This is a genomic window from Aestuariivirga sp. (assembly GCF_047600585.1).
Classification (GTDB): Bacteria; Pseudomonadota; Alphaproteobacteria; order Rhizobiales; family Aestuariivirgaceae; genus Aestuariivirga.
This window is the reverse complement of the sequence record NZ_JASGKP010000001.1, coordinates 2,396,520-2,419,364: the sequence shown is the minus strand read 5'-3', so window position 1 is coordinate 2,419,364 and position 22,845 is coordinate 2,396,520. Positions and strand designations below refer to the sequence as shown.

The 22,845-nt window shown below is 64.4% G+C and carries 25 protein-coding genes; 19 read left to right on the top strand and 6 right to left on the bottom strand.

The genetic code is table 11. From position 1 onward, the window contains the following. Positions 1-92 precede the first annotated feature (92 nt). A complete protein-coding gene (locus QM801_RS12020) occupies positions 93-749 on the bottom strand; it encodes an invasion associated locus B family protein (RefSeq protein WP_415019448.1) in 657 nt (218 codons plus the stop codon). Positions 750-1,029: 280 nt separating this feature from the next. Between QM801_RS12020 and coxB the strand changes: the two genes are divergently transcribed. The 12 genes from coxB to QM801_RS11960 all read left to right on the top strand — a co-directional run bounded on the left by coxB (position 1,030) and on the right by QM801_RS11960 (position 14,015). Further along, on the top strand, positions 1,030-1,914 hold the full coding sequence (gene coxB, locus QM801_RS12015) for a cytochrome c oxidase subunit II (protein ID WP_415019447.1): 885 nt from the start codon (positions 1,030-1,032) through the stop codon (positions 1,912-1,914). A 24-nt stretch (positions 1,915-1,938) separates the two neighbouring features. Then, positions 1,939-3,591, top strand: a complete 1,653-nt coding sequence (gene ctaD / locus QM801_RS12010; RefSeq protein ID WP_415019446.1) for a cytochrome c oxidase subunit I — start codon at positions 1,939-1,941, stop codon at positions 3,589-3,591. Positions 3,592-3,606: 15 nt separating this feature from the next. After that, entirely contained in the window at positions 3,607-4,563 is a 957-nt protein-coding gene (locus QM801_RS12005) for a heme o synthase (RefSeq protein ID WP_415020920.1), read from the top strand. Continuing rightward, positions 4,563-4,718, top strand: coding sequence for a hypothetical protein (locus QM801_RS12000; RefSeq protein ID WP_415019445.1), 156 nt, complete (start codon positions 4,563-4,565; stop codon positions 4,716-4,718). Before QM801_RS12005 ends, QM801_RS12000 begins: the two co-directional genes overlap by 1 nt. Continuing rightward, positions 4,715-5,293 (top strand): cytochrome c oxidase assembly protein, encoded by a 579-nt coding sequence (locus tag QM801_RS11995; protein WP_415019444.1) that lies wholly within the window; start codon positions 4,715-4,717, stop codon positions 5,291-5,293. Before QM801_RS12000 ends, QM801_RS11995 begins: the two co-directional genes overlap by 4 nt. A gap of 11 nt (positions 5,294-5,304) precedes the next feature. Then, positions 5,305-6,168, top strand: coding sequence for a cytochrome c oxidase subunit 3 (locus tag QM801_RS11990; protein ID WP_415019443.1), 864 nt, complete (start codon positions 5,305-5,307; stop codon positions 6,166-6,168). A 64-nt stretch (positions 6,169-6,232) separates the two neighbouring features. Beyond that, positions 6,233-6,607, top strand: a complete 375-nt coding sequence (locus tag QM801_RS11985) for a DUF983 domain-containing protein (protein ID WP_415019442.1) — start codon at positions 6,233-6,235, stop codon at positions 6,605-6,607. Beyond that, a complete protein-coding gene (locus QM801_RS11980) occupies positions 6,604-7,317 on the top strand; it encodes an SURF1 family protein (RefSeq protein ID WP_415019441.1) in 714 nt (237 codons plus the stop codon). The genes QM801_RS11985 and QM801_RS11980 overlap by 4 nt, the downstream gene beginning before the upstream one ends. A 114-nt stretch (positions 7,318-7,431) precedes the next feature. Then, a complete protein-coding gene (gene thrC, locus QM801_RS11975; protein WP_415019440.1) occupies positions 7,432-8,820 on the top strand; it encodes a threonine synthase in 1,389 nt (462 codons plus the stop codon). A gap of 11 nt (positions 8,821-8,831) precedes the next feature. Next, positions 8,832-10,097 carry a M16 family metallopeptidase gene (locus QM801_RS11970; protein WP_415019439.1) on the top strand — a complete coding sequence of 422 codons (1,266 nt, stop codon included), beginning with the start codon at positions 8,832-8,834 and terminating at the stop codon, positions 10,095-10,097. Positions 10,098-10,138: 41 nt separating this feature from the next. Then, positions 10,139-10,717 (top strand): GNAT family N-acetyltransferase, encoded by a 579-nt coding sequence (locus QM801_RS11965; RefSeq protein WP_415019438.1) that lies wholly within the window; start codon positions 10,139-10,141, stop codon positions 10,715-10,717. Positions 10,718-10,802: 85 nt separating this feature from the next. Continuing rightward, on the top strand, positions 10,803-14,015 hold the full coding sequence (locus QM801_RS11960; protein WP_415019437.1) for a putative bifunctional diguanylate cyclase/phosphodiesterase: 3,213 nt from the start codon (positions 10,803-10,805) through the stop codon (positions 14,013-14,015). 12 nt (positions 14,016-14,027) lie between these two features. Here the strand turns inward: QM801_RS11960 and QM801_RS11955 are convergent, their stop codons facing one another. Continuing rightward, positions 14,028-14,609: a YqgE/AlgH family protein gene (locus QM801_RS11955; protein WP_415019436.1), complete on the bottom strand. Its 582-nt coding sequence runs from the start codon at positions 14,607-14,609 to the stop codon at positions 14,028-14,030. Positions 14,610-14,705: 96 nt separating this feature from the next. Here QM801_RS11955 and QM801_RS11950 point away from each other — a divergent pair, with 96 nt between their 5' ends. The 3 genes from QM801_RS11950 to QM801_RS11940 are packed head-to-tail and all read left to right on the top strand — an operon-like array spanning position 14,706 to position 17,572. Further along, positions 14,706-15,518, top strand: coding sequence for a protein-disulfide reductase DsbD domain-containing protein (locus tag QM801_RS11950; protein WP_415019435.1), 813 nt, complete (start codon positions 14,706-14,708; stop codon positions 15,516-15,518). Between the two features lie 31 nt (positions 15,519-15,549). After that, on the top strand, positions 15,550-16,032 hold the full coding sequence (locus QM801_RS11945) for a peroxiredoxin (RefSeq protein ID WP_415019434.1): 483 nt from the start codon (positions 15,550-15,552) through the stop codon (positions 16,030-16,032). Positions 16,033-16,045: 13 nt separating this feature from the next. Next, positions 16,046-17,572 (top strand): malonate--CoA ligase, encoded by a 1,527-nt coding sequence (locus tag QM801_RS11940; protein ID WP_415019433.1) that lies wholly within the window; start codon positions 16,046-16,048, stop codon positions 17,570-17,572. Positions 17,573-17,709: 137 nt separating this feature from the next. On the opposite strand, the gene QM801_RS11935 is transcribed toward QM801_RS11940, so the two are convergent. After that, entirely contained in the window at positions 17,710-18,336 is a 627-nt protein-coding gene (locus QM801_RS11935; protein ID WP_415019432.1) for a hypothetical protein, read from the bottom strand. 212 nt (positions 18,337-18,548) lie between these two features. Then, complete coding sequence (locus tag QM801_RS11930; protein ID WP_415019431.1) at positions 18,549-18,770, bottom strand: hypothetical protein; 222 nt, start codon at positions 18,768-18,770, stop codon at positions 18,549-18,551. Between the two features lie 105 nt (positions 18,771-18,875). Here QM801_RS11930 and ykgO point away from each other — a divergent pair, with 105 nt between their 5' ends. From ykgO to QM801_RS11915, 3 genes are all read left to right on the top strand, one after another. Continuing rightward, positions 18,876-19,001: a type B 50S ribosomal protein L36 gene (ykgO, locus tag QM801_RS11925; RefSeq protein WP_415019430.1), complete on the top strand. Its 126-nt coding sequence runs from the start codon at positions 18,876-18,878 to the stop codon at positions 18,999-19,001. Between the two features lie 92 nt (positions 19,002-19,093). Continuing rightward, positions 19,094-19,714, top strand: a complete 621-nt coding sequence (locus QM801_RS11920; RefSeq protein ID WP_415019429.1) for a tetratricopeptide repeat protein — start codon at positions 19,094-19,096, stop codon at positions 19,712-19,714. A gap of 7 nt (positions 19,715-19,721) precedes the next feature. Further along, entirely contained in the window at positions 19,722-20,267 is a 546-nt protein-coding gene (locus QM801_RS11915) for a GNAT family N-acetyltransferase (protein WP_415019428.1), read from the top strand. A 188-nt stretch (positions 20,268-20,455) separates the two neighbouring features. On the opposite strand, the gene pyk is transcribed toward QM801_RS11915, so the two are convergent. Then, on the bottom strand, positions 20,456-21,889 hold the full coding sequence (gene pyk, locus QM801_RS11910) for a pyruvate kinase (protein ID WP_415019427.1): 1,434 nt from the start codon (positions 21,887-21,889) through the stop codon (positions 20,456-20,458). Between the two features lie 18 nt (positions 21,890-21,907). Next, positions 21,908-22,318, bottom strand: coding sequence for a DUF1036 domain-containing protein (locus tag QM801_RS11905; protein ID WP_415019426.1), 411 nt, complete (start codon positions 22,316-22,318; stop codon positions 21,908-21,910). Positions 22,319-22,532: 214 nt separating this feature from the next. Between QM801_RS11905 and QM801_RS11900 the strand changes: the two genes are divergently transcribed. Beyond that, complete coding sequence (locus QM801_RS11900) at positions 22,533-22,832, top strand: DUF1244 domain-containing protein (RefSeq protein ID WP_415019425.1); 300 nt, start codon at positions 22,533-22,535, stop codon at positions 22,830-22,832. Positions 22,833-22,845 lie beyond the last annotated feature (13 nt).

Genomic DNA, 22,845 nt, shown 5'->3' with positions numbered 1-22,845 from the left:
AGAATCCTGCTGTTCGGATGACCCTAGATAATGAGAAAGGCCCGGACCTTCCAGCCCGGGCCTTCATGATACGGAAAACTGTCCGGTCCGGCTCAGTACTTGTCGAGTTCTGCTGCCGCTGCGCCAAAGCCCTCGAGCGAGATCTTGATGGGGTAGCCGTTGCCCGGGCGGTCATAGAGATAGAAGACCGAGGCGCCGCCCTTCTTGAACTTGGCCAGCGTGTCCGGCGACATCTCGCCCATGGCCTCGCAGATCGGCGGCACGCAGCGGGTGTAGATCAGCCGCGAGGGCAGGGCGGCTCCGTCGATCTCGACGGGAATGCCGGTGGGCAGGTAGACCCCGATCGGCGTCATGATGCGCATGAAGAGGGCCGACTTGTCGCCGCGCTTCACCTTGTTGACGATCACCGAAATGGCGACCTTGTCGTTCTTTTCGCTCTTGTTCTGTTGGGTCATGCCGCAGGACCGGCCGGCCTCGGCGTCGGGAGAGGCAGGCACCTCGGCGCACTGCACGTTCCACTTGCCGAAGGTTCCCATATTGTCGACCTTGGGCAGCGGGCGCTGGCCCGGGGCCTGCGCCTGACCCTGGGCGTTCTTGCGCGGTCCCAGTCCCGGCGGCGGCAGCGGCTGGGAGTCGCTCTTGCCACCCTGGGCGGCAGGATCGTCCTGCGCCATCGCGGGAATCGCATGCGGCTGCATCATGAGGAGCGAGGCCACTGCGGCCAGCGTCAGTACACGGGTGATTCTCACTGAAAGTCGTCCTTTGTCACGTTCGTGGGCGCTCTTAGCCCCCGCCACCGGGGCTGGCAAGCCACCCCTCCCGCGCGGGAACAGCGGGCTTTCCCGTGCAAATGCGGCAGAAATCCGGCTTTGCCGGACACCTCCGGTGAAATGACGTTTTGCCGCGCTTGGTGCGGTTGCGGCAGCCTGTGGAATGTGGTTGATCTAGATCAAACCGCAAAGTGGGACGGCGCTTTTCTGCACGAGGCAACGCGCCGGAACCCCGGGTTAACGTGAGGGTATACTGGCAATGAAAATCTACGCGAAACTCGCATTGGCGCTGCTTGCGCTCGCCGCACTTCCGGGGCTGGCCTTGGCCGCCGCCGGAGAGGCAGAGCCCTGGCAGATCGGATTCCAGGATTCGGTGACGCCTGTGGCAGACTACATCCACTGGTTCCACAACTGGATCCTGCTGCCGGTCAGCGTCATCATCGCGCTCTTCGTTCTGGCCCTTCTCCTCATCGTGATCGTGAAGTTCAACGCCAAGGCCAACCCGGTGCCCTCCAAGACCACCCATCACGCCGGTCTTGAAGTGGCGTGGACGGTGATCCCGGTCCTCATCCTGGTGCTGATCGCCATTCCGTCCTTCCGCCTGCTTTACCTGCAGCGCGACATTCCCCAGGCCGACATGACCATCAAGGTGATCGGCAACCCCGGCTGGAACTGGACCTACCAGTACCCGGACCTCGGCGTCGATGAATCGGGCGAAGCCAAGGTGAGCTTCACCGCCTCGCTGCTGCCCGAAGACCAGGCCAAGGCCCAGAACCGGCCCTATCTGCTCGCCACCGACGTTCCCGTCGTGGTGCCCGTGAACAAGACGATCAAGGTGATCGTCACCTCCGACCCGGCCGGCATCATCCATGCCTGGACCATCCCGTCCTTCGGCAACAAGATCGACGCCATCCCGGGACGCCTCAATGAAGACTGGTTCCGCGCCAGCAAGGAAGGCGTCTACTACGGCCAGTGCTCGGAACTCTGCGGCAAGGACCATGCCTTCATGCCGGTCGAGCTTCACGTCGTGAGCGAGGAAGACTTCAAGGCCTGGAGCGAAAAGGTCCAGACCGCGAGCGTCGAAGAAGCCCGCGACTTCCTGTTTGCCATGCTGCAGGCCAAAGGCCAGCTGGCGTCCAACTAATCACTGCTCCGAGAGGCAATAACAATGGCAACCGCACACGCCGCTCATGACGATCATCACGCCGACCCCTCGGGCTGGCGCCGTTACGTCTATTCCACCAACCACAAGGACATCGGCACGATGTACCTGTGGTTCTCCATCATGGCCGGCGTCATCGGCGGCATTCTCTCCGTGCTCATGCGCATGGAACTGCAGCAGCCCGGCATCCAGATCTTCCACGGCCTTGCCCAGATGGTCTACGGCGTCAGCGCCGATGCAGCCGTTGACAACGGCAAGCACATGTATAACACCTTCGTGACGGCCCACGGCCTGATCATGGTGTTCTTCATGATCATGCCCGCCATGATCGGCGGTTTCGGCAACTGGTTCGTGCCGCTCATGATCGGTGCTCCCGACATGGCCTTCCCGCGCATGAACAACATCTCCTTCTGGCTCCTGGTTCCGGCCTTCACGCTGCTGCTGATCTCCATGTTCGTGGAAGGTCCGGCGGGCATGCATGGCGCGGGCACAGGCTGGACGGTCTATGCGCCGCTTTCGACCTCGGCCCATCCCGGACCGTCGGTCGACTTCGCCATCCTGTCGCTCCACCTCGCGGGCGCCTCGTCGATCCTCGGCGCCATCAACTTCATCACCACCATCTTCAACATGCGCGCCCCCGGCATGACGCTGCACAAGATGCCGCTCTTCGTCTGGGCCGTGCTGGTGACGGTGTTCCTGCTGCTGCTCTCGCTCCCGGTTCTCGCCGGCGCGATCACCATGCTGCTCACCGACCGCAACTTCGGCACCTCGTTCTTCGAAGCCTCGCAGGGTGGTGACCCCGTGCTTTACCAGCACCTCTTCTGGTTCTTCGGACATCCGGAAGTGTACATCCTCATTCTCCCGGGCTTCGGCATCATCAGCCACATCGTCTCGACCTTCTCCAAGAAGCCGGTGTTCGGCTATCTCGGCATGGCCTACGCCATGGTGGCGATCGGCGTCGTCGGCTTCATCGTCTGGGCGCACCACATGTATACGGTGGGCCTCGATGCCGACACGCAGGCCTACTTCGTCGCCGCCACGATGATCATCGCAGTGCCGACGGGCGTTAAGATCTTCTCGTGGATCGCCACCATGTGGGGCGGTTCCATCGAGTTCAAGGCGCCCATGGTCTGGGCCATCGGCTTCATCTTCCTGTTCACCGTGGGTGGTGTGACGGGCGTGGTGCTGGCCAACGCCGGCGTCGACCGCAGCCTGCACGACACCTACTATGTCGTCGCCCACTTCCACTACACCATGTCGCTGGGTGCCACCTTCGCCATCTTCGCGGGCTGGTACTACTGGTTCCCGAAGATTTTCGGTTACATGTATTCCGACGCCATCGCCAAGCTGCACTTCTGGGTCACCTTCATCGGCGTGAACCTGATCTTCTTCCCGCAGCACTTCCTTGGCCTCGCCGGCATGCCGCGCCGCTACATCGACTATCCGGAAGTCTTCGCCGGTTGGAACTATGTCTCGTCGATCGGCTCCTACATCTCGGCCTTCGGCGTCCTCATCTTCATCTTCGGCGTCGTCCAGGCGTTCTCGAAGAAGCAGAAGGCTGCCGACAATCCGTGGGGCGAGGGTGCAACGACGCTGGAGTGGACGCTGTCTTCTCCGCCGCCCTTCCACCAGTTCTCCACGCTTCCTGTCATCAAGTAAGACAGCGGACGGATGATGACTGCGACGACCGCCCATACGGCGACCGAACCCATGGCCACCCTGGCTGCCCCCGGCGGCCAGGGAACGGTGGGCGACTATGTGGTGCTGCTCAAGCCGCGCGTGATGTACCTCGTGGTCTTCACCGCGGTGGCCGGCCTCTTTGCCGCGCCGGGCGAGATGCACCCCTGGTTCGGCTTCGTCACCATCCTCTGCATTGCCCTGGGTGGGGGCGCCTCGGGCGCCCTCAACATGTGGTACGACGCCGACATCGATGCGCTGATGACGCGCACCGCGAAGCGCCCGGTACCGGCAGGCTCCATCTTGCCGGGTGAGGCGCTCGGCTTCGGCCTCGCACTGGCGGTGGCCTCGGTGCTGATGCTGGGGCTGCTCGTCAGCATTCCGGCGGCGCTGCTGCTGGCCTTCACCATCTTCTTCTACGTGGTGATCTACACCATGGGCCTGAAGCGCCGCACGGCACAGAACATCGTCATCGGCGGTGCTGCCGGTGCCTTCCCGCCAATGATCTCGTGGTGCGCCGTCACCGGCACCATCGATCCCGGCGCGATTGCGCTGTTCATGCTGATCTTCATGTGGACCCCGCCGCACTTCTGGGCGCTCGCCCTTTACCGTGAGGTGGACTACGGCAACGCAGGCGTTCCGATGCTGCCCAACGTGGCGGGCCGCGACGCCACCAAGAACCAGATCCTCATCTACACCCTGCTGCTCATTCCGGCCGCGGCCGGCCCGGTCTTCACCGGCACGGCGGGCTGGCTCTATGCCGCGGGTGCCGCCATCCTCACCACGCGCTTCCTCTATGACGCAGTGTGCATCTGGAAGGCCCCGACCCGCGAAGCCGAGAACCGCGCCTCGCGCTCGCTCTTCCGCTTCTCCATCCTCTGGCTCTTCGCGCTCTTCGCCCTCATCCTGGCGGAGAAGCTCATCGGCCTGCCGCCCATCGGAGGCCTGCTGTGATGGCGGAGCCCCTCCAGCCTTTCTCGCCCGATGACCTGAAGCGCCGCCGCCGCCGCGCCATCATGATGGCGCTGGCGCTTGTGGCGCTGGTGGTGATCTTCTTCATCTCCACCATGGTCCGCCTGGGCGGCAATGTGGCGGAGCGCGCGCTGTGAACAGCCCGCAGGACATGAACCGCAAGAACCGGCGCGTCGCCGTCATGGCCTTCGGCGTCTCGCTCGCCATGCTGGGCGCGGCCTATGCCTCGGTTCCGCTGTACCGGCTCTTCTGCCAGGTCACGGGCTTTGGCGGCACCACGCAGCGGGCCGAGGCCGCCACCGGCCCGATCGTCGACAGCCTGATGTCGATCCGCTTTGACGCCAATGTCTCCGACAAGCTGAAGTGGAAGTTCCATCCCGGCCAGCAGCCGATCAAGGTCAGGCTGGGCGAGCCGACGCTCATCCACTACGTCGCCACCAACCTCACCGACCATGAGACCACCGGCACGGCAATCTTCAACGTGACCCCGACGGAAGCCGGCGTCTACTTCAACAAGATCGAGTGCTTCTGCTTCACCGAGCAGACCCTGAAGCCGGGCGAACGGGTCGAGATGCCGGTCGAGTTCTTCGTCGATCCGGAGATCCTGAAGGATCCCGACACCCGCACGATTCGCGAAATCACTTTGTCCTATTCATTCTATCCCGCCACCCCGAAGGCCGCAGACAAGCAAGCGGCCAACACGACCAATTGAGGAGCAACCCCATGGCTGACGCGCACGCCAAGAATCATGATTACCATCTCGTAGATCCGTCGCCGTGGCCCTTCGTCGGCTCCATGTCGGCGTTGATCCTGGCGATCGGTGCCATCGTCTGGATGCACGGCAGCACGCCGATCGTGGCGCTGATCGGCCTCGCGCTCGTGCTCTACACCATGTTCATGTGGTGGCGTGACGTGATCATCGAATCCCACAAGGGCGACCACACCCCGGTCGTCAGCCTCCACCTCCGCTACGGCATGCTGCTCTTCATCGCCTCGGAAGTGATGTTCTTCGTGGCTTGGTTCTGGGCCTATTTCGACGCCAGCCTCTTCGCCGGCGAAGCCCGCCAGGCAGCCCGCGTGCTGGCCACGGGTGGCGTCTGGCCGCCGGCCCCCGGCGGTGAAGTGACCAAGATCTTCGATCCGTGGCACCTGCCGCTGATCAACACGCTGATCCTGCTCACCTCGGGCACCACGGTCACCTGGGCCCACCACGCCCTCCTCAACAACGACCGCAAGGGCCTGATCAACGGCCTGCTGCTCACCGTCATCCTCGGCATGACCTTCACCGGCCTGCAGGCCTACGAGTACATGCACGCTGCCTTCGCCTTCGACCGCGCCAACGGCGGCAACATCTATGGCTCGACCTTCTTCATGGCCACCGGCTTCCACGGCTTCCACGTGATCGTCGGCACCATCTTCCTGCTGGTCTGCCTGTTCCGCGCCCTCAAGGGCGACTTCACCCCGGAGAAGCACTTCGGCTTCGAAGCCGCCGCCTGGTACTGGCACTTCGTGGACGTGGTCTGGCTCTTCCTCTTCGCCTGCATCTACGTGTGGGGCTCGGTGGGCGTCGTCATCCCTGCCGAATAAGCCGCAGGCAAAACGTCTTGAAATGGCCGGGTCTCCCGGCCATTTCCTTTTGGAGGCTTGGCCCATGACCGAAAACTACTATCCCGACCTCTCGCCCGTGACGACGGGCCTCGCCGGAAAGTGCCCGCGCTGCGGGCGCGGCCGGTTGTTCTCGGGTTATCTCACGGTGGCCAAGTCCTGCTCCTCCTGCGGGCTCGATTTCTCCTTTGCCGATGCGGGTGATGGCGCGGCCTGGTTCGTCATGCTCTTCGCCTGTGTGGTCGGCGTGGGCTCGATCCTCGGCATCGAGGTGGCCTATTCGCCCGCCTGGTGGGTCCATGTGCTGATCGCCATCCCCACGCTGGTGATCATGCCCATCATCCTGCTCCGCCCGGTCAAGGGCATCCTGCTTGCCCAGCAGTGGAAGACCAACGCCCAGGAGGGGCGCATCCAGCAATGAGTTCACCCGCACCGATGAGGGAGCAGGGGGTCCGCCACCGCGTCTGGCCGGTGTTGCTGGCGGCGGGGATCGGCCTCGCCATCCTGCTGGCGCTCGGCACGTGGCAGGTGAAGCGGCTGGCCTGGAAGGAAGGGCTGATCGCTGCCATCGACCGTGCCATCGCCGCCGACCCCGTCTCGCTCACCGATGCCCTCGCCAAACCCGATCCCGACTTCACCAAGGTGACCGTGACGGGCGCCTTCAGCGGTCCCGGCCTCCGCCGCCTCGCGGTGGTGAATGGCGGCCCCGGCTGGGAGGTCGTCCAGGGCTTCGTCACCACCGACGGCGCCCGGCTCCTCGTCTCCCGGGGGCTGATCCCTGAGGCCGCAGCCATTCCTCAGAGCCCGGCCGAGGTCACGACAACGGGCATTCTCCGCCGCCACGGCGCCCGCGGCACCTATGACGGCGACAACGACGTGGCCGGAAACCGCTGGTACTGGTGGGACGTGCCCGCCATGCAGCAGGCGGTCTTCGGCGGGCAGGGCCTTGCCACGCCGCTGGTGCTCCACCTCCTGCCCAAGGCGGACGGCACGGCCGGCCTCACGGTCGAGCCGCCCAAGGCCGACCTCCGCAACAATCACCTCGGCTATGCCATCACCTGGTTCGGCCTTGCCGCGGCCCTGGTGGTGGTCACGGGCGTGTTCCTGCGCCGGAACGCCATGGCCCGCTGACCCCGCTCAAAGGGCTCTGGTGAGAACGTATCGCCCTTGGCGGGGCGCCCATGCCGCGGGCGAGGGTTGAACTCACCCGCCGCACCCCTTAAGGCGAGCCAAAAGGTGCACTGCATGCAGTATGTTTCCACCCGTGGCGCCGCCCCGGTGCTGAGCTTCGAAGACGCCATGATTTCGGGCCTTGCCCGCGACGGCGGCCTCTATGTGCCGGATCAGGTGCCGGTCCTCTCCGTGGTCGAGCTGAAAGCGCTCCGGGGCAAACCCTTCGCCGACGTGGCCTTCGCCGTGGCCAGCCGCTTTGCCGATGGCGCCATTCCGGAGAAGGAACTCCGCCGCATGGTGGACGAGGCCTATGCCACCTTCGCCCACAAGGCGGTGACACCGCTGAAGCAGCTCGACGCCAACCACTTCCTGCTCGAGCTCTTCCACGGGCCGACCATCGCTTTCAAGGACGTCGCCATGCAACTGCTGGCCCGCCTGATGGACTGGTCGCTGGAGCGCTCGAAGTCCCGTGCCACCATCGTGGGCGCCACCTCGGGCGATACGGGCGGTGCGGCGATCGAGGCCTTCCGCCACAGCAGGAACGCCTCGATCTACATCCTCCATCCCCATGGCCGCGTCTCGGACGTGCAGCGCCGCCAGATGACCACGGTGCACGCGCCCCACGTTCACAACATCGCGCTCGAAGGCACCTTCGACGACTGCCAATCGATCGTGAAGGCGCTGTTCAACGATCACGCCTTCCGTGACGAGATCCGGCTGGCCGGCGTCAACTCCATCAACTGGGTCCGGGTCATGGCCCAGATCTCCTACTACATCTTCGCAGGCCTTGCCCTCGGCGCGCCGGACCGGGCCATCTCCTTCGCCGTGCCCACCGGCAATTTCGGCAACGTGTTCGCAGGGCTGATGGCGAAGCGCATGGGCCTTCCCATCGACCGGCTGGTGATCGCCACCAACGCCAACGACATCCTCGACCGCACGGTGAAATCCGGCCGCTACGAGGTGAAGGGGGTGCACGCCACAACGAGCCCCTCCATGGATATCCAGGTCTCCAGCAACTTCGAGCGCCTGGTCTTCCTGGCCAACAACCGGGACGCCAGTGCCGTCACCCGCGCCATGGACAACCTGAAGCAATCGAATTCCTTCACACTCGCCTCGGACGCCCTGCAGGCAATCCGCGACGAGTTCGATTCCGGCGCCACCGGCGAGGCCGAAACCGCCGCCACCATGCGTGCCATTCTGGCAGAAACGGGCGAGGTGCTGGACCCGCACACGGCGGTCGCCGTGGCCGTGGCCCAGAAAAACATCGGCAAATCGCCCATGGTCACCCTCGCCACCGCCCACCCGGCAAAGTTCCCGGATGCGGTCGAGAAGGCCATTGGACTAAGGCCGGGTTTACCTCAACGATTTGAACACTTGATGGACGCGCAGGAAAGTTTCACAGTGCTTCCAAACAGCGTGGACGCGGTGAAACAGCATATCAAGACCCGCAACCCGTTGTGAGGGGAGGGTCTATGTCTGTAGAGGTTTCGCGGCTGGAGAATGGGCTGCATGTGTTGACGCATCACATGCCGCACCTGGAAACCGTCGCCCTCGGCATCTGGGTCAAGGCCGGCGCCCGTGACGAGTTGCCGGAAGAAAACGGCATTGCCCATTTCCTCGAACACATGGCCTTCAAGGGCACCAAGCGCCGCACGGCGCAAGGCATCGCCGAAGAGATCGAAAGTGCGGGCGGCGAGATCAACGCCGCCACCGGCATGGAAACCACCACCTACTATGCCCGCGTTCTCCGCAACGACTGGCAGCTCGCCCTCGACATCCTCTCCGACATCTTCCTGAATTCGACCCTCGATGAAGAGGAACTCGAGCGCGAGCGCGACGTCATCCTGCAGGAGATCGCCGCCGCCAAGGACCAGCCCGACGATCTCGTCTTCGATCTTGCGCAGGCGGCAAGCTACGGCGACCATCCCCTCGGCCGCTCCATCCTCGGGCCCGAGAGCCTGATCGAGACCATGACCCGCGACCAGATGAAGGCCTGGCGCGACCGCAACTACTGGGCCTCGCGCATTGTCGTCTGTGCGGCGGGCAACATCGACCACAAGGCCTTCACCCGCGAGACGGCGAAGCTCTTCGGCCATCTGGCGCAGGGCCACGGTCCGCAGCGCCATTCGCCGGTGTTCTCGGCGGGGGCGGCAACCGAACAGAAGCCGCTCGACCAGACGCACATCGTGCTCAACTTCAGTGCGCCCAACTACCGCGATCCGCGCATCTACCAGATGCAGATCCTCTCGGCCATTCTGGGCGGCGGCATGTCGTCCCGCCTGTTCCAGGAAGTGCGCGAGAAGCGCGGCCTCTGCTACAGCGTGTTCTCCTACGGCACCTCCTACGAGGACGTGGGCCAGCTCGGCATCTACGCCGCCACCTCGCCCGAGCACACGCCGGAGCTGATCGACCTTTCCTCCAAGGTGATGATGTCCATGGGCGAGCAGGTGACGGCGAAGGAAGTGGACCGCGCCAAGGCCCAGCTCAAGGCGAGCCTCGTCATGAACCTCGAAAGCGCTTCCTCGCGCGCCGACCAGATTGCCCGCCAGTATCTCGCCTTCGGCGCGGTGCCGGAGATGTCCACCCTCGTCGAGCGCATCAGCGCCGTGACGCCGGACGATGTGAAGACGCTGGCGCAGAGCATCTTCAGCGGCAAGCCGCCGTCGCTCAGTGCCGTGGGCCAGCTCTCCTCACTCGAAAATCATTCCACAATCGCCTCGCGCTTCATGAAGCGTTGACGGGGCGCAACGCCGGGGTCACTCCCGAGAGGTTGTCCTTGATGGGTTTTCTCTCAACCTTTCGCCGCTCGCGCGTCTCGGCTGTGCTGTCGGGGCAGGGCGTGTCGCTGCGCTTTCCCGAGATGGATGATTTCCACGACTGGGTGCACCTGCGTGTGCAGAGCCGCAACTTCCTCGAACCCTGGGAGCCGACCTGGCCCGATGACGAATTCTCCCAGTCGGCCTTCCGCTACCGCATCCGCCGCTACCGCGACATGCGCGAGGACGATCTCTGCTATCCCTACTTCATCTTCTCCGGCGAGACGCTGGTGGGGGCGGTGACGCTCTCCAACGTGCGCCGCGGCGTGGCCCAGGCGGGCACGCTCGGCTACTGGATCGGCGAACCCCACGTCCGCCGGGGCTACATGCTGAAGGCTTTGTCGTTGCTCGTGCCGCACTGCTTCTCGGCCCTTGGCCTGCACCGGGTGGAGGCCGCCTGCCTGCCCCGCAACGAGGCCTCCATCGGCCTTCTGGAAAAGGCCGGTTTCGAGCGCGAGGGCTATGCCAAGTCCTACTTGCAGATTGCGGGAAAATGGGAGGATCACCTGCTTTATGCCAAGGTTTCCCCCGTTCCGGCCTGAGCAAATCGGAAAGGCGTGGCGGGCCTTGCCGGGCTACCATGGGGCGATGATTCGCGGGGCGTCGACATTGCGGAAATGGATGGGCGTGCTGGCCGCGTGCCTGGGCGTTGTCCTCTGCGCCTGCTTCGTCACGGTCCCTGGCGCCGGGGCGCAGCAGGTGATCGACATCCCTGCCACCTTCAGCGAGCGCGACCTGACCGGCGCGGGTGCCCCCATTGCGGCCCAGCGCCAGAACCTTGCGATCGAGGTGCCGGGCGATCTCGAAGGCACACGCACGGTGCTGGAACTGCGCGGGCGGGGGCCGGGGCCCACTTACAACTGGACCGTCTTCAGCATCCGCAATGCCTCCCCCACCGAACGCAAGTTCGTGCTGGTGGTGGATGAACAGCGCTTCGCCGCCTCGGGCGTGCTCGACCCGCTGCCCTTCGGCGTCTGGCCCGCCAACATCGCGCTGTCCAGCGGCCGCGAGACGCTGGAGCGCGCCGCCTCGCAGACGGGCGTCACCGCCACCTTTGTGGTGAAGCCCATGGCCAACGTGACGTTCGCGCTGGAAGGAGGCTCCCCCGGGCAAAGCGTGCAGCTGATGACGCCCCAGGCTTTCGCCAACCACGAGTCGTGGCTGAGCTTCGCCAATGGTGCGGCGATTGCCATTGCCATCCTGCTCGCCTGCGGTCTCTTCGGCCTCTACGGCATTCGCAGCCATTCCGCCTTCGTGGCGGCGGGTGTGTTCTCGCTCGTTTCTGCAGGCTTCATGGCGCTCGACAGCGGCTATCTCGTCCGCCTGCTGCCGCGGCTTCCCATCGCCGGCATGCCCTTCGATATGCTGCGCGCCCTCACCGAAGGGCTGATGACGCTTGCGCTCGTGCTCTGCGTGGTGAGCTTCAACGCCATCCGCCAGCGCGGCGTTGTGGCGGCGCTTGCCGTCACCGTCATGATCCTCGTGGCGGTGGGCAATCTCGGCTTCGGCCTCTTCGATCCGATCCGGGCGACGGTGGCGGCCCGCCTCGGCTTCGTGCTTCTGGCCGTGGCGGGTCTGGTGATGGCGTTCCTTGCCCGCACCAGCGGCACGGGGATCGGCAAATACAATCTGCTCTCGTGGTTCGCCATCCTCGGCTGGACAGTGATGGCCACGATCTTCGCCACCAGCGCCACCGCCAATTCCATGCAGCATGTGGCGCTGCTCTTCGGCTTGGCACTGGTGCTGTCCCTCATCACCTTCATGCTGGCGAGCTTCGCGCTCTCGCAGGGTTATCTCACCCGCAACCTGATGACGGACTCGAGCCGCCGCAGCCTCGCGCTGGCGGGGGCCGAGCATTTCGTCTGGGACTGGCGGCCCTTCGATGACGTGCTCGACATCAGCTCCGACCTCGCCGAAAGCCTGGGCTACGACAAGGCCACGTGGATGAAGGCGCCGCAGGCCTCGCTCCGCGCCGTGCTGCATCCCGATGACGAGCCGCTCTATCAGGCGCTTCTCGCCAACCGCACTCTCGAGCCCGGACGCTTCCACGAAATCGAACTCCGCCTGCGGGAGGCGATGGGCGAATACCGCTGGTTTGCCCTCCGCGTGCGGCCCTTGCCCGGCGCCAACCGCCGCGCCGACCGCGTCATCGGCACGCTCACCGACATCACCCGCAACAAGGTGGTCGAAGACCGCCTCATCACCGATGCGGTGCATGATCCCGTCACGGGCCTGCCGAGCCGTGTCGTCTTCGCCGACCGTCTCGCCCGCGAGATCGAGAAGCCGCTCGCCCAGCCGGTACGCGTGCTGCTCGTGGCGCTTGAGCGCTTCAAGACCCTGAACGAGGGACTGGGGCACGATCTCGGCGACCAGCTGCTCCTGATCGCCGGGAGGCGCATCGCCGATTGCCTGAGCGACGATGACGCGGCGGCGCGCTTGACCGGCAGCCAGTTCGCGGTGATGCATGTCGAGAAGATCGATGGCCGCGATGCCATGACGCTGGCCGAGGACATCCGCCGCGCCATCGCCCAGCCGGTGACGCTGGGCGAGCGCAACATCTTCCTCTCGGCGGCGATCGGCGTCTCGCGCCCGAGTACCGACGGCTACAATGCCGAGACATTGCAGGCGCAAGCGGCGTCCGCGCTGCATGAATCGCAGAAGCAGGGCAAGGCCAGCATCCGCGAGTTCGAGGCGGGGATCGAAGACGAGCGTCCCGCCCGGCTCGATCTCGAACATGATCTGCGCCGCGCCCTCGACACGGGCGAGATCGAGGTTCTGTACCAGCCCATCGTCTCGCTCGAATCCCGGGAGGTGGCAGGGCTGGAGGCGCTGGTGCGCTGGAACCATCCCGGCAAGGGGCAATTGTTGCCCGCCAAATTCCTCAGCCTCGCCGAGCAGGCCGGCCTGATGCCGGAGATCACCGCCAAGGTGATGGCGGACTCGCTGCGCCAGATGGGCATCTGGCAGCGCACGCTCACGCGCGAGCGGCCGGTCTATGTGGCGATCAATCTCTCCGCCGAGGAACTGACCGATCTCGGCTTCGTCGACCGCCTGCGCGCGGCGATTGCGCGGGAAGGGGTGAGGCCCAACACGGTGAAGGTGGAGATCACCGAGTCGGTGGCGGTGCGCTACCCCGAGCGCGCCCGCGTCTTCCTCCAGCGCCTGCAGGCGCTGGGCGTCGGGGTCGCCTGCGATGATTTCGGCACCGGCTTCTCGAGCCTGTCGAGCCTGCGCGATCTGCCCTTCGACACGCTGAAGATCGACCGCTCCTTCCTTGTGGCCGAGGCGATGGAGGGGCGGGGCGGCGTCATTCTCGATACGGTGGTCTCGCTCGCCCACGGGCTCGGCATGCTTGTGGTGGCGGAAGGGATCGAGACCGAGGCGCAGGCCTCGCGCCTTCTCGCCATGGGCTGCGACCTGGGGCAGGGCTTTCATTTCAGTGAGGCGCTGCGGGCTCGCGATGTGGAGGCGCTGCTCAGCGTGCTGCCCCGCGTCCATGCCACGTTCCGCAATGGCTATGATGTGGAGGAGAACGATCCGGTCCCTGGCCATGCGCCGCTTGCACCACGGCCCGCCCGCGCCGAAGAAGAGATGTTTGAAACGCCCGTTCCCGACGACACCATGTTCGAAGGCAGCAGCGATGACGACGAGGACACCTTCGAGGAGGCGGACGATCCCGAGGTCGAGCCCGAGGAACTGCCGTCGATCTTCGCCCTTCCTGGAAAGGGCAGCGCCGAACTCACCGTGGCGCAACTGCGCGCGGCGGTGAAGCCGAAACTGAAGCTCAAGGCGCGCCACCGCCGCAAGCGCCTGCCGGCGAAACCTCGCAAGCGGCGCTAACTTTGAATTCTGTTATCCGTGGCCCGCTTCGCTCGACAGCATGCGCGGGTCGATGCCGAGCTTGGCCAGCGCGCGCGTGTGGGTGATCTCCAGGTCGGGCTCGTAGATCAGCGCCGGCTCGGCATCACAGTGGAGCCAGCCATTGTGCAGGATCTCGTTTTCGAGCTGCCCCGGCGACCAGCCGGCATAGCCGAGCGCGATCAGCTTCTGTGCAGGCCCACGGCCCTGGGCGATATCGGTGAGCACGTTGAGCGTGGCCGAGACAACATAGCTGCTGCCCACCGCGAGGCTGGTGTCATCGGCGGGATAGTCCGGGCTGTGCAGCACGAAGCCGCGGAAGGTTTCGACCGGCCCGCCGAGGCGGATCGGGATGCGCATCACGTCTTCCGGAACGGCATCGAGATTGTCGGCAAGCTCGGTCTTCTCCAGAAGGTCGGAGAACACCGTGAGCGGTGCGGGCTTGTTCACCACGAAGCCCATGGCACCCTGTTCGGTGTGGGCGCAGAGGAAGACGACCGAACGCTCGAAGTTCGGATCACTGATGGAAGGCATCGCAATCAGCAGTTTTCCTGCGAGGCTGGTGAACGATGACATGGGGCCACTGTAATGCGGGTTTGGGTTGTGCGCAAAGGAAAGGGTTGACGCGGCTGTGACTGGAACGGGAGAGTGGGGCGGATTAAAGTCCGGCCCATGACGATACAGCGTTCCAGGCCGCCCGTTGGTTCCCTCTCGCGGCGCATGTTCCTTGGCGGAAGTGCGGCCCTGCCTGTTTTGTGGGCGGAAGCTGTCCGCGCCGCCGGCAAGCCTTATGCGGCCCGCATCTTCTCCGCCGGCTTCGATGGCGCGGCCTATCAGGGCGGGCTGCAGCTGGCCATGGAGCCCGGCTGGAAGACCTATTGGCGGGTGCCGGGCGAGGGCGGCATTCCCCCGTCGCTGGAAGTGAAGGGCGGCAACATCGGCAGCTTCTCCTTCGCCTGTCCGCTGCCGCACCGCATCGCCAGCGAAGGCGGCGAGGCGATCGGCTACAAGGACGAGGTGATTTTTCCGTGGCGGCTTGTGCCCGCCGATGACGCGAAGCCTGTCATGGCCTCGTTCTCCGCCTTCGTCGGCGTCTGCGAGACGGTGTGCATTCCCGTGCCGTTGACGCAAGACCTGACGCTCGAACCCGTCGGCATCGCCACGCCCGACACGGCACTCCTCTCGCGCTGGCTCGCCCGCGTGCCGCCTGAGGGCAAGATCGTGAGCGGCCTCAGTGCAGGGGAGGCAAGCGGCATCTTCATCGACATGCAATTGTCCGCCCCGGCGCAGGATATCTTCGTCGAGGGGAACGCCATGCACTTCTTCGCCGCCCCCGTCTGGGCCGCGGACCGGAAGAGCGCCCGCCTTGCCGTGCACGGGGCCAAATCCGCCGGTGAACTCCGGAACCAACCGCTCCGTATCACCGTTGCGACCGGTGACGGCTCTCCCGCCGGGGGGCTTGAGCAGATCGTCCCGGTCCTCTAAGCCCATTTTTCCTTCAACATACGGAGCGACCATGACCATCAAGATTGGCGAACGCCTGCCGCAGGCCGAATTCAACACCATGACGGCCGACGGCAACCAGAAGCTCTCGACTGACGTGGTCTTCAAGGGCCGCAAGGTGGTGCTGTTCGCCGTGCCCGGCGCCTTCACGCCCACCTGCTCGATGAACCACCTGCCGGGCTTCGTCGCCGCCGTCGACCAGATCAAGGCCAAGGGCGTGGATACCATCGCCTGCACCTCGGTGAACGACGTGCATGTCATGAATGCCTGGGCCAAGGCCTCGGGTGCGGATGGCAAGATCCTCTTGCTCGCCGATGGCAATGCCGCCTTCGCCAAGGCCGTGGGCCTCGACATCGACCTCGCCGTTGCCGGCATGGGCCACCGCTCGCGCCGCTATTCCATGATCGTCGACGACGGCGTGGTGAAGACGCTGAACGTGGAAGAGAAGTCGGGCGTCAACGTCTCGGGTGCCGAGACGATCCTCGAGCAGCTCTGAGCCCTCGCGCATCATGGCGCACTGGAACGAGGGGCTTTCCGCCCGCAACTTCGCCGAACTCGCCGCCACCCGCGGCGGTCCGGTGCAGCGTCCGTTCCTCGCCTGCGATGATGGCCGCAGCTTCACCTTCGCAGACTTCTGGGCGCTGGCGGGCCGTCTCGCCTTTGCCCTGAAGGCGGCAGGCGCCAGGCCCGGTGACCGCATCGCCGTGCAGGTGGAGAAAAGCCCGGAGGCGATTGCGCTGTTCTGGGCCTGCACCCGCGGTGGCTTTGTCTTCCTGCCGCTCAACACCGCCTACACGGCGGCAGAGGTGTCCTATTTCGTCGAGGATGCCGAACCCGCCGTGCTGGTGGTCGCGCCGCAGCGGGCGGACGCGCTTGCAGCCCTCGCGGCCAGGCAGAAGGCCGCGCTGCTGACGCTTGATGATGTGGGCGGCGGCACGCTGGTGACCGGCGCCACCGGCCTGATCGAAGATCATCCGTCGGCTTGGGATGATCTGGCCGCGATCCTCTACACCTCCGGCACCACCGGCCGCTCCAAGGGCGCCATGCTGAGCCACGGCAATCTTGCCTCGAACGCACTGGCGCTGGTGGAGGCTTGGGCGTTCACGGAGAAAGACGTGCTCATCCACGCGCTTCCCGTCTATCACACCCACGGCCTGTTCGTGGCCACCAACACGCTGCTGCTGTCGGGCGGGCGCATGCTCTTCCGCCGCAAGTTCGATGGCGATGACGTGATGCGGCTCATGCCTCAGGCGACGAGCCTGATGGGCGTGCCCACCTTCTACACGCGTCTCCTGCAGCATCCGGGCCTGACGCGAGAGGCAGTGCAGCACATGCGCCTCTTCATCTCGGGCTCGGCACCGCTTCTCGCCGAGACGCACAAGGAATTCTCGGCGCGCACCGGCCACGCCATCCTCGAGCGCTACGGCATGACCGAGACGAGCATGAACACCTCGAACCCCTATAAGGGCGACCGCCGCGCCGGGACGGTGGGCATGCCCCTGCCGCACATCGCCGTGCGCGTCGCCGATCCGCAAACGCACACGCCGCTTTCCGCCGAAACAGATGGGATGATCGAGGTGAAGGGCCCCAATGTTTTCAAGGGCTATTGGCGCAATCCGCAGAAAACGGCTGAAGACTTTACCCGCGATGGCTGGTTCATCACCGGCGACATGGGCCGCATCTCCGCCGATGGCTATGTGACGATCTCGGGCCGCGCCAAGGATCTCGTCATCACCGGCGGCTTCAATGTCTATCCGAAGGAAATCGAACTGGTGATCGACGCCATGCCGGGCGTGGTGGAATTGGCCGTCTTCGGTGTGCCGCATCCGGATTTCGGCGAGGCCGTCACGGCAGCGGTGGTGGCGAATCCCGGCGCTGCACTGGATGAGGCCGCGATGATCGCGGCGCTCCGCAAGGACCTCGCCGCCTTCAAATGCCCGAAGCGGATCCTCGTGCTCGACGAACTGCCGCGCAACGCCATGGGCAAGGTGCAGAAGGCGGTGCTGCGGGACAAGTGGAAGGGGCTCTTCGGGTAACGCGTGTTATCGCGCGCCTCGCCCCCACCTCGTATTTGGTGACGTGCACCACTCCGTTCCTTCTTGCTTGTACTTGCGGCCGCCAAAGAGAGATATCTGCGATGCATGCCGTTGACCCTTCTTAGACTCAATCAGAGTCATTGGTTCTTAGCAAAATGAGAGATTATCTTCTCGAAAGCAGCCTGTGCATCTTCGAAACGGTCAAAGCGTTTGCCCCACGGATACCTTTTCATTTCCGGTTCGCCAACCAGCCCAGGTCGCAAGGAGGTCAAGGGCTCCCCGTCTGGAAGGAGCTCCTTGGGACCAAAAACCTGAAAGTGTAGGTTCTCAGAATCGTGATCTGCAAGTTGGAAAATGTTTAAGCTGATAATTGATTCTCGAATTCGATAAGAGATGTATCTGTCGATAGCGCATCTTCCCGAGCGCTGAAGACCACCAATCTTGGCAGTATTGTCAGACTGCAAGAGATTGTGCGCAACAAAGCGTTTGGTCCCGTTAGACTTCGCTTTTGCCGTCTCAGGCGACAAATCGTACTCCTTAAGGAGTCGAAGTCCAAATTGCCCAAGTTTATGACTCAACTCATTCTCGACTGTTCTCACGCCATCGGTTATGCCCGACCTTCTATTTCTCTTGGCCGCCTTTTGAGTTGGTTGAATTCCTCTTGATGCAATCTCTGTTTCACAGAGATTTAGGACTCTGGCAGCTTCGGTATCGCCTCTTCCCGCGACCTCAAGTGACTTGGATTCTGATCTCCCAAAGCTCATCGTCAGACCTCTTTGTAAACCAGAGAGGGTCCCAACTCTTTGACATATCATCCACTCCTTTTGACTGCTTTCATTTTACCATTGTCGACAAGCGGCCTCCGAACTCTCAGGATGCATGATTTGCCTTACAATGCCTCAACGCCAAGATTTTCCAGTTTTGGCCGCCAGGAAATAGGCGCCACGAAGGCGGCAGGAGCGGGAATCGTGCCCCCTCACCGCCCCGTATGCACCCCGGCCAAGTTCACGAGATGAACCAGCGCCAGGATCCCCACGAATCCCACCACCAGCATCACCGGAGTCGTGGGGAGGAGGCGGGGCTGCAGCGTCGCCCGCGGCCGTTTCTCCAGCCAGGCGAGCAGCCCGACCACCCCGAGGCAGGTGGCAAACACAAGAAAAGTCGTGATAAATTCGGGCGTTAGGGGCAAGTTCGGCATGGGGCAGGGGCTCTAGAGGGAGTGGTTGACAGGCTTCCGGGGCGTGACTAAGGAGAGGCCCGAATTTGAATCAGGGCGGATAAGCCGCTCCTATAGGTGATTTCCATGAAAGTCCGCAATTCCCTCAAGGGCCTGATGAAGCGCCACCGCGACAACAAGCTGATCCGTCGCAAGGGCCGCGTCTACATCATCAACAAGACCAACCCGCGCTTCAAGGCGCGCCAGGGCTAACACCCTCACACTTGCGTGAGTTTGCACCGCGTTGGGCCCCGCCCGGCGCGGTTGCCGTTTTTGTGGCGGAATTTTTGTGTCATAATCTCGTGATGCACGCGCTTCGCATCACCCTCCTGGCACTGGCGTTGTCCGCCGCTCCCGCACTGGCGCAGCAAAGCCCGGCTGATCCCCCCGCGCCTCAGCCTGCCGCCGCGGCTACGCCCGCCGCCCCTGCCAAGAGCCCGTCGCAACTCCGTGAGGAGGAGCTGGACCGCCTCTTCGGCCTTCTCCATGGCGAAGGGGCGGAAGCCCGCGCCGCCACGGTCGAGAAGCGCATCTGGGCCACCTGGGGCCGCAGCGACAGCGTGACGGCGGAAGTCCTTCTCAATCAGGCGACCAAGGCGATGAACGCCGAGGAGTTCGAAACCGCCGAAGTGATCCTCGACCGGTTGCTGACGGTGCGCCCCGAATTCGCCGAAGCCTGGAACCGCCGCGCCACCCTCAACTTCCTTGCCAAGCGCTATGACAAGGCGCTCGCCGACATCGACAAGGTGCTGGAACTCGAGCCCCGCCATTTCGGCGCGCTCGCCGGCCGCGGCATGATCTACGAGGCGCAAGGCAAGCCTGACCAGGCGCTGGCCGCCTATCGCGAAGCCCTCACCATGAATCCCTTCATGTCCGGCGTGAAGGACAAGGTGCAGCTTCTCGAGAAGGAACGGCCGGACATTTAGGACCGTCATGGCGAAATCGTCTGCGCTGATCATCCGGCCTGCGGGAGCCGACGACGTTGCCGCCATCACTGCGATCTATGCCGATCATGTGCTGCATGGCACGGCGAGCTTCGACACGGTGCCGCGCTCGCATGCGGCGACGCGCGACAAGCTCAACGAATGCGTGGGGCGCCATTGGCCGTTTCTGGTCGCCGAGAAGGATGGCGCGGTGGTGGGCTATGCCTATGCCACGCAGTTCCGCGACCGCCCGGCCTATGCCAATGCCTGCGAGAACTCGATCTATGTCGCATCCGCACGGCGGGGCGAGGGGATCGGCACCGCCTTGCTCACCGCACTCGTCCAGCAGGCCGAGGCGAACGGCTTCCGCCAGATGATCGCGGTGATCGGCGGTGGCGAGCCGGCCTCGATTGCGGTGCATGCCAGGGCAGGCTTCGAACATGCAGGCCGCATGAAGGCGGTGGGCTGGAAGTTCGGGCGCTGGCTCGACACGGTCTACATGCAGCGGACGCTGGGCGAAGGCGATTCCAAACCGCCGGACCGGAAGCTCAGGTAGAGTGGCGCTTCCAACGTTCCGTCATTCCGGACGGGCACCCTTCGAGGCCGCTGACGCGGCACCTCAGGGTGAGGGTGTTTTCTACCTCATGCTGAGGAGCATTGCGCAGCAATGCCTCGAAGCATGCGCCGCGCGCCTTCCTTCCCCACCCCCGTCATTCCAAACGCGTCACTTGTGGGCAGCCGCCCTCACACACCCTTGCCGTCGCGGCCGACGGTGGCGACGCGCAGCATGTTGGTGGTGCCCGGCGTGCCGATGGGCACACCCGCCGAGATCAGGATGCGGTCACCCGGCTTGGTGAAGCCTTCCTTGCAGGCGATTTCGCCGGCGCGCGAGAACATCTCGTCGATGGAGGACGCATCTTCGGTGAGCACCGTGTGAATGCCCCAGCAGAGCGCCAGACGCCGCGCCGTTCCGGGAACAGGCGTCAGTGCCAGCACAGGCAGGTTCGGGCGCTCGCGTGCAATACGCAGGCCCGTGGAGCCTGAGCCCGTGTAGCAGACGATGGCCGGCACCTGCAGCGTCTCGGCGATGCTGCGGGCGGCAGCCGAAATGGCGTCGGCAACAGTGATTTCGGGTTCGGTGCGCTGGGCGTGGATGATGCCGCCGTAGAGGGAATCGTTCTCCACCGTCTGGGCCACGCGGTCCATGGTCTGCACGGCCTTCTCGGGCCACTTGCCGCTGGCGCTCTCGGCCGAGAGCATCACGGCATCGGCACCTTCATAGACGGCGGTGGCGACGTCGGAGACTTCGGCGCGGGTGGGCACCGGTTCCTCGATCATCGATTCCAGCATCTGGGTGGCAACCACGACAGGGCGGCCATAGCGGCGCGCGGCGCGGGTGATCTGCTTCTGGCGGGCGGGCACCGATTCAATCGGCAGCTCCACGCCAAGGTCGCCGCGGGCCACCATGATGCCGTCGGCGATCTTGAGAATGTCGTCGAGGCAGGTGAGGGCAGAGGGCTTCTCGATCTTGGCCATGACGGCGGCCCGTCCGGCGATCAGCTTCTTCGCTTCCGCCACGTCCTCGGGGCGCTGCACGAAGGAGAGTGCGATCCAGTCGGCTCCGATCGTCGCGGCAGCCTCGAGGTCGGCGCGGTCCTTCTTGGTAAGGGCCGGAATGGGGATCACGGTGTCGGGCAGGTTCACGCCCTTGCGGTTCGAGAGCAGGCCACCGAAGATCACCTTGGTGGTGAGGCGGTTGGGCGTTGCTTCGGTGATTTCGACGCGCAGGCGGCCGTCGTTCAGAAGCAGGCTGTCGCCCACGCGGGCCGCGGCGAAGATTTCCGGATGCGGAAGGTGCACGCGGATCTGATCACCGGGTGTGGGATCGGTGTCGAAGACGAAGGTGTCGCCGGCATGGATTCGCACTTCCTTCTCGGCGAAGGTGTCGATGCGGATCTTGGGGCCCTGCAGGTCGCAGAGCACGCCGATCGGCCGCTCGAGCTTGGCCTCGACGGCGCGGATGTGGCCATAGAGCGTCTTGAGGAGATCGTGGTTCGTATGGCTCATGTTGATGCGGAACACATCAACACCGGCCATGAACAGCTTCTCGATCATCTCCGGGCTCGAGGAAGCGGGTCCCAGCGTCGCCAGGATCTTGACTTTGCGATTGCGGCGCACGGGACTTCCGGTCTTGCGTTAGGGGTTGGACTTGTCGCCGGAGAGCGAAATCGTCCAGTCGGTTTCTTCGCCGGTATCAACCTCGAAGAAGCCCACCTGGGTGAACTCGCGTTCCTTGCAGTTATCGAAGCCCCGGATCGTGAAAATCTTGTCGCGGATGCACATCATGGCCTTGCCGCCCCAGGAGCCGCCCTTGTCGTAATCCACGGCATACACGTAGTAGTACTTGGCGATCAGGTCGCCCTTGAGCAGCGGCAGGCATTTGCCGGGGTCGAACGTCCACCAGCCTTCCGTCGCCCAGCCTTCGCGATCCTTGTAGCCGATGGCCACGCCAACCCGGCTCGTCGTGTTGTTACACAGCTTCAGGTCGGCCTTGGCCGGCGCGGCAGCAAATCCCAGGAGCATCATCGCCCCCAAGATGCCAGCCATGTGTCGTCCCATGCCTAATCTCCCGGAATACATCATCCGAATCAGCCCTACATTTCATTTCAGAGGTACGCCCGTCAACTTAAAAACTCGGAAACAATTGGTTGTTTTCGCAGGGTGATGGGTGATTTTTGTGGCGAAAAAGCCTGTGTACAGGCTGTGGATGACACCTCCGCCGGGTTTGTCTGGCAGGGCGGGCCTTCCTATGTAGGAGGGCATGGACAAGTCCCGTCAGACAGAACTGGAAGCGGCCGCCTTTCGCCGCCTGATCGAGCATCTGCGCAACCGCACGGACGTGCAGAACATCGACATGATGAACCTGGCCGGCTTCTGCCGCAATTGCCTCTCCAACTGGCTGGAGGACGCCGCGAAGGCGCAAGGCGTGGCCCTCACCCGTGACGAGGCCCGCCAGCACGTCTACGGCATGCCCTACGAGGAGTGGAAGGCCAGGAACCAGACGGAAGCCTCATCGGCCCAGAAGGCCGCCTTCGAACACGCCAAGCCCAAATCCCACTGACCCCCTTCAGGAC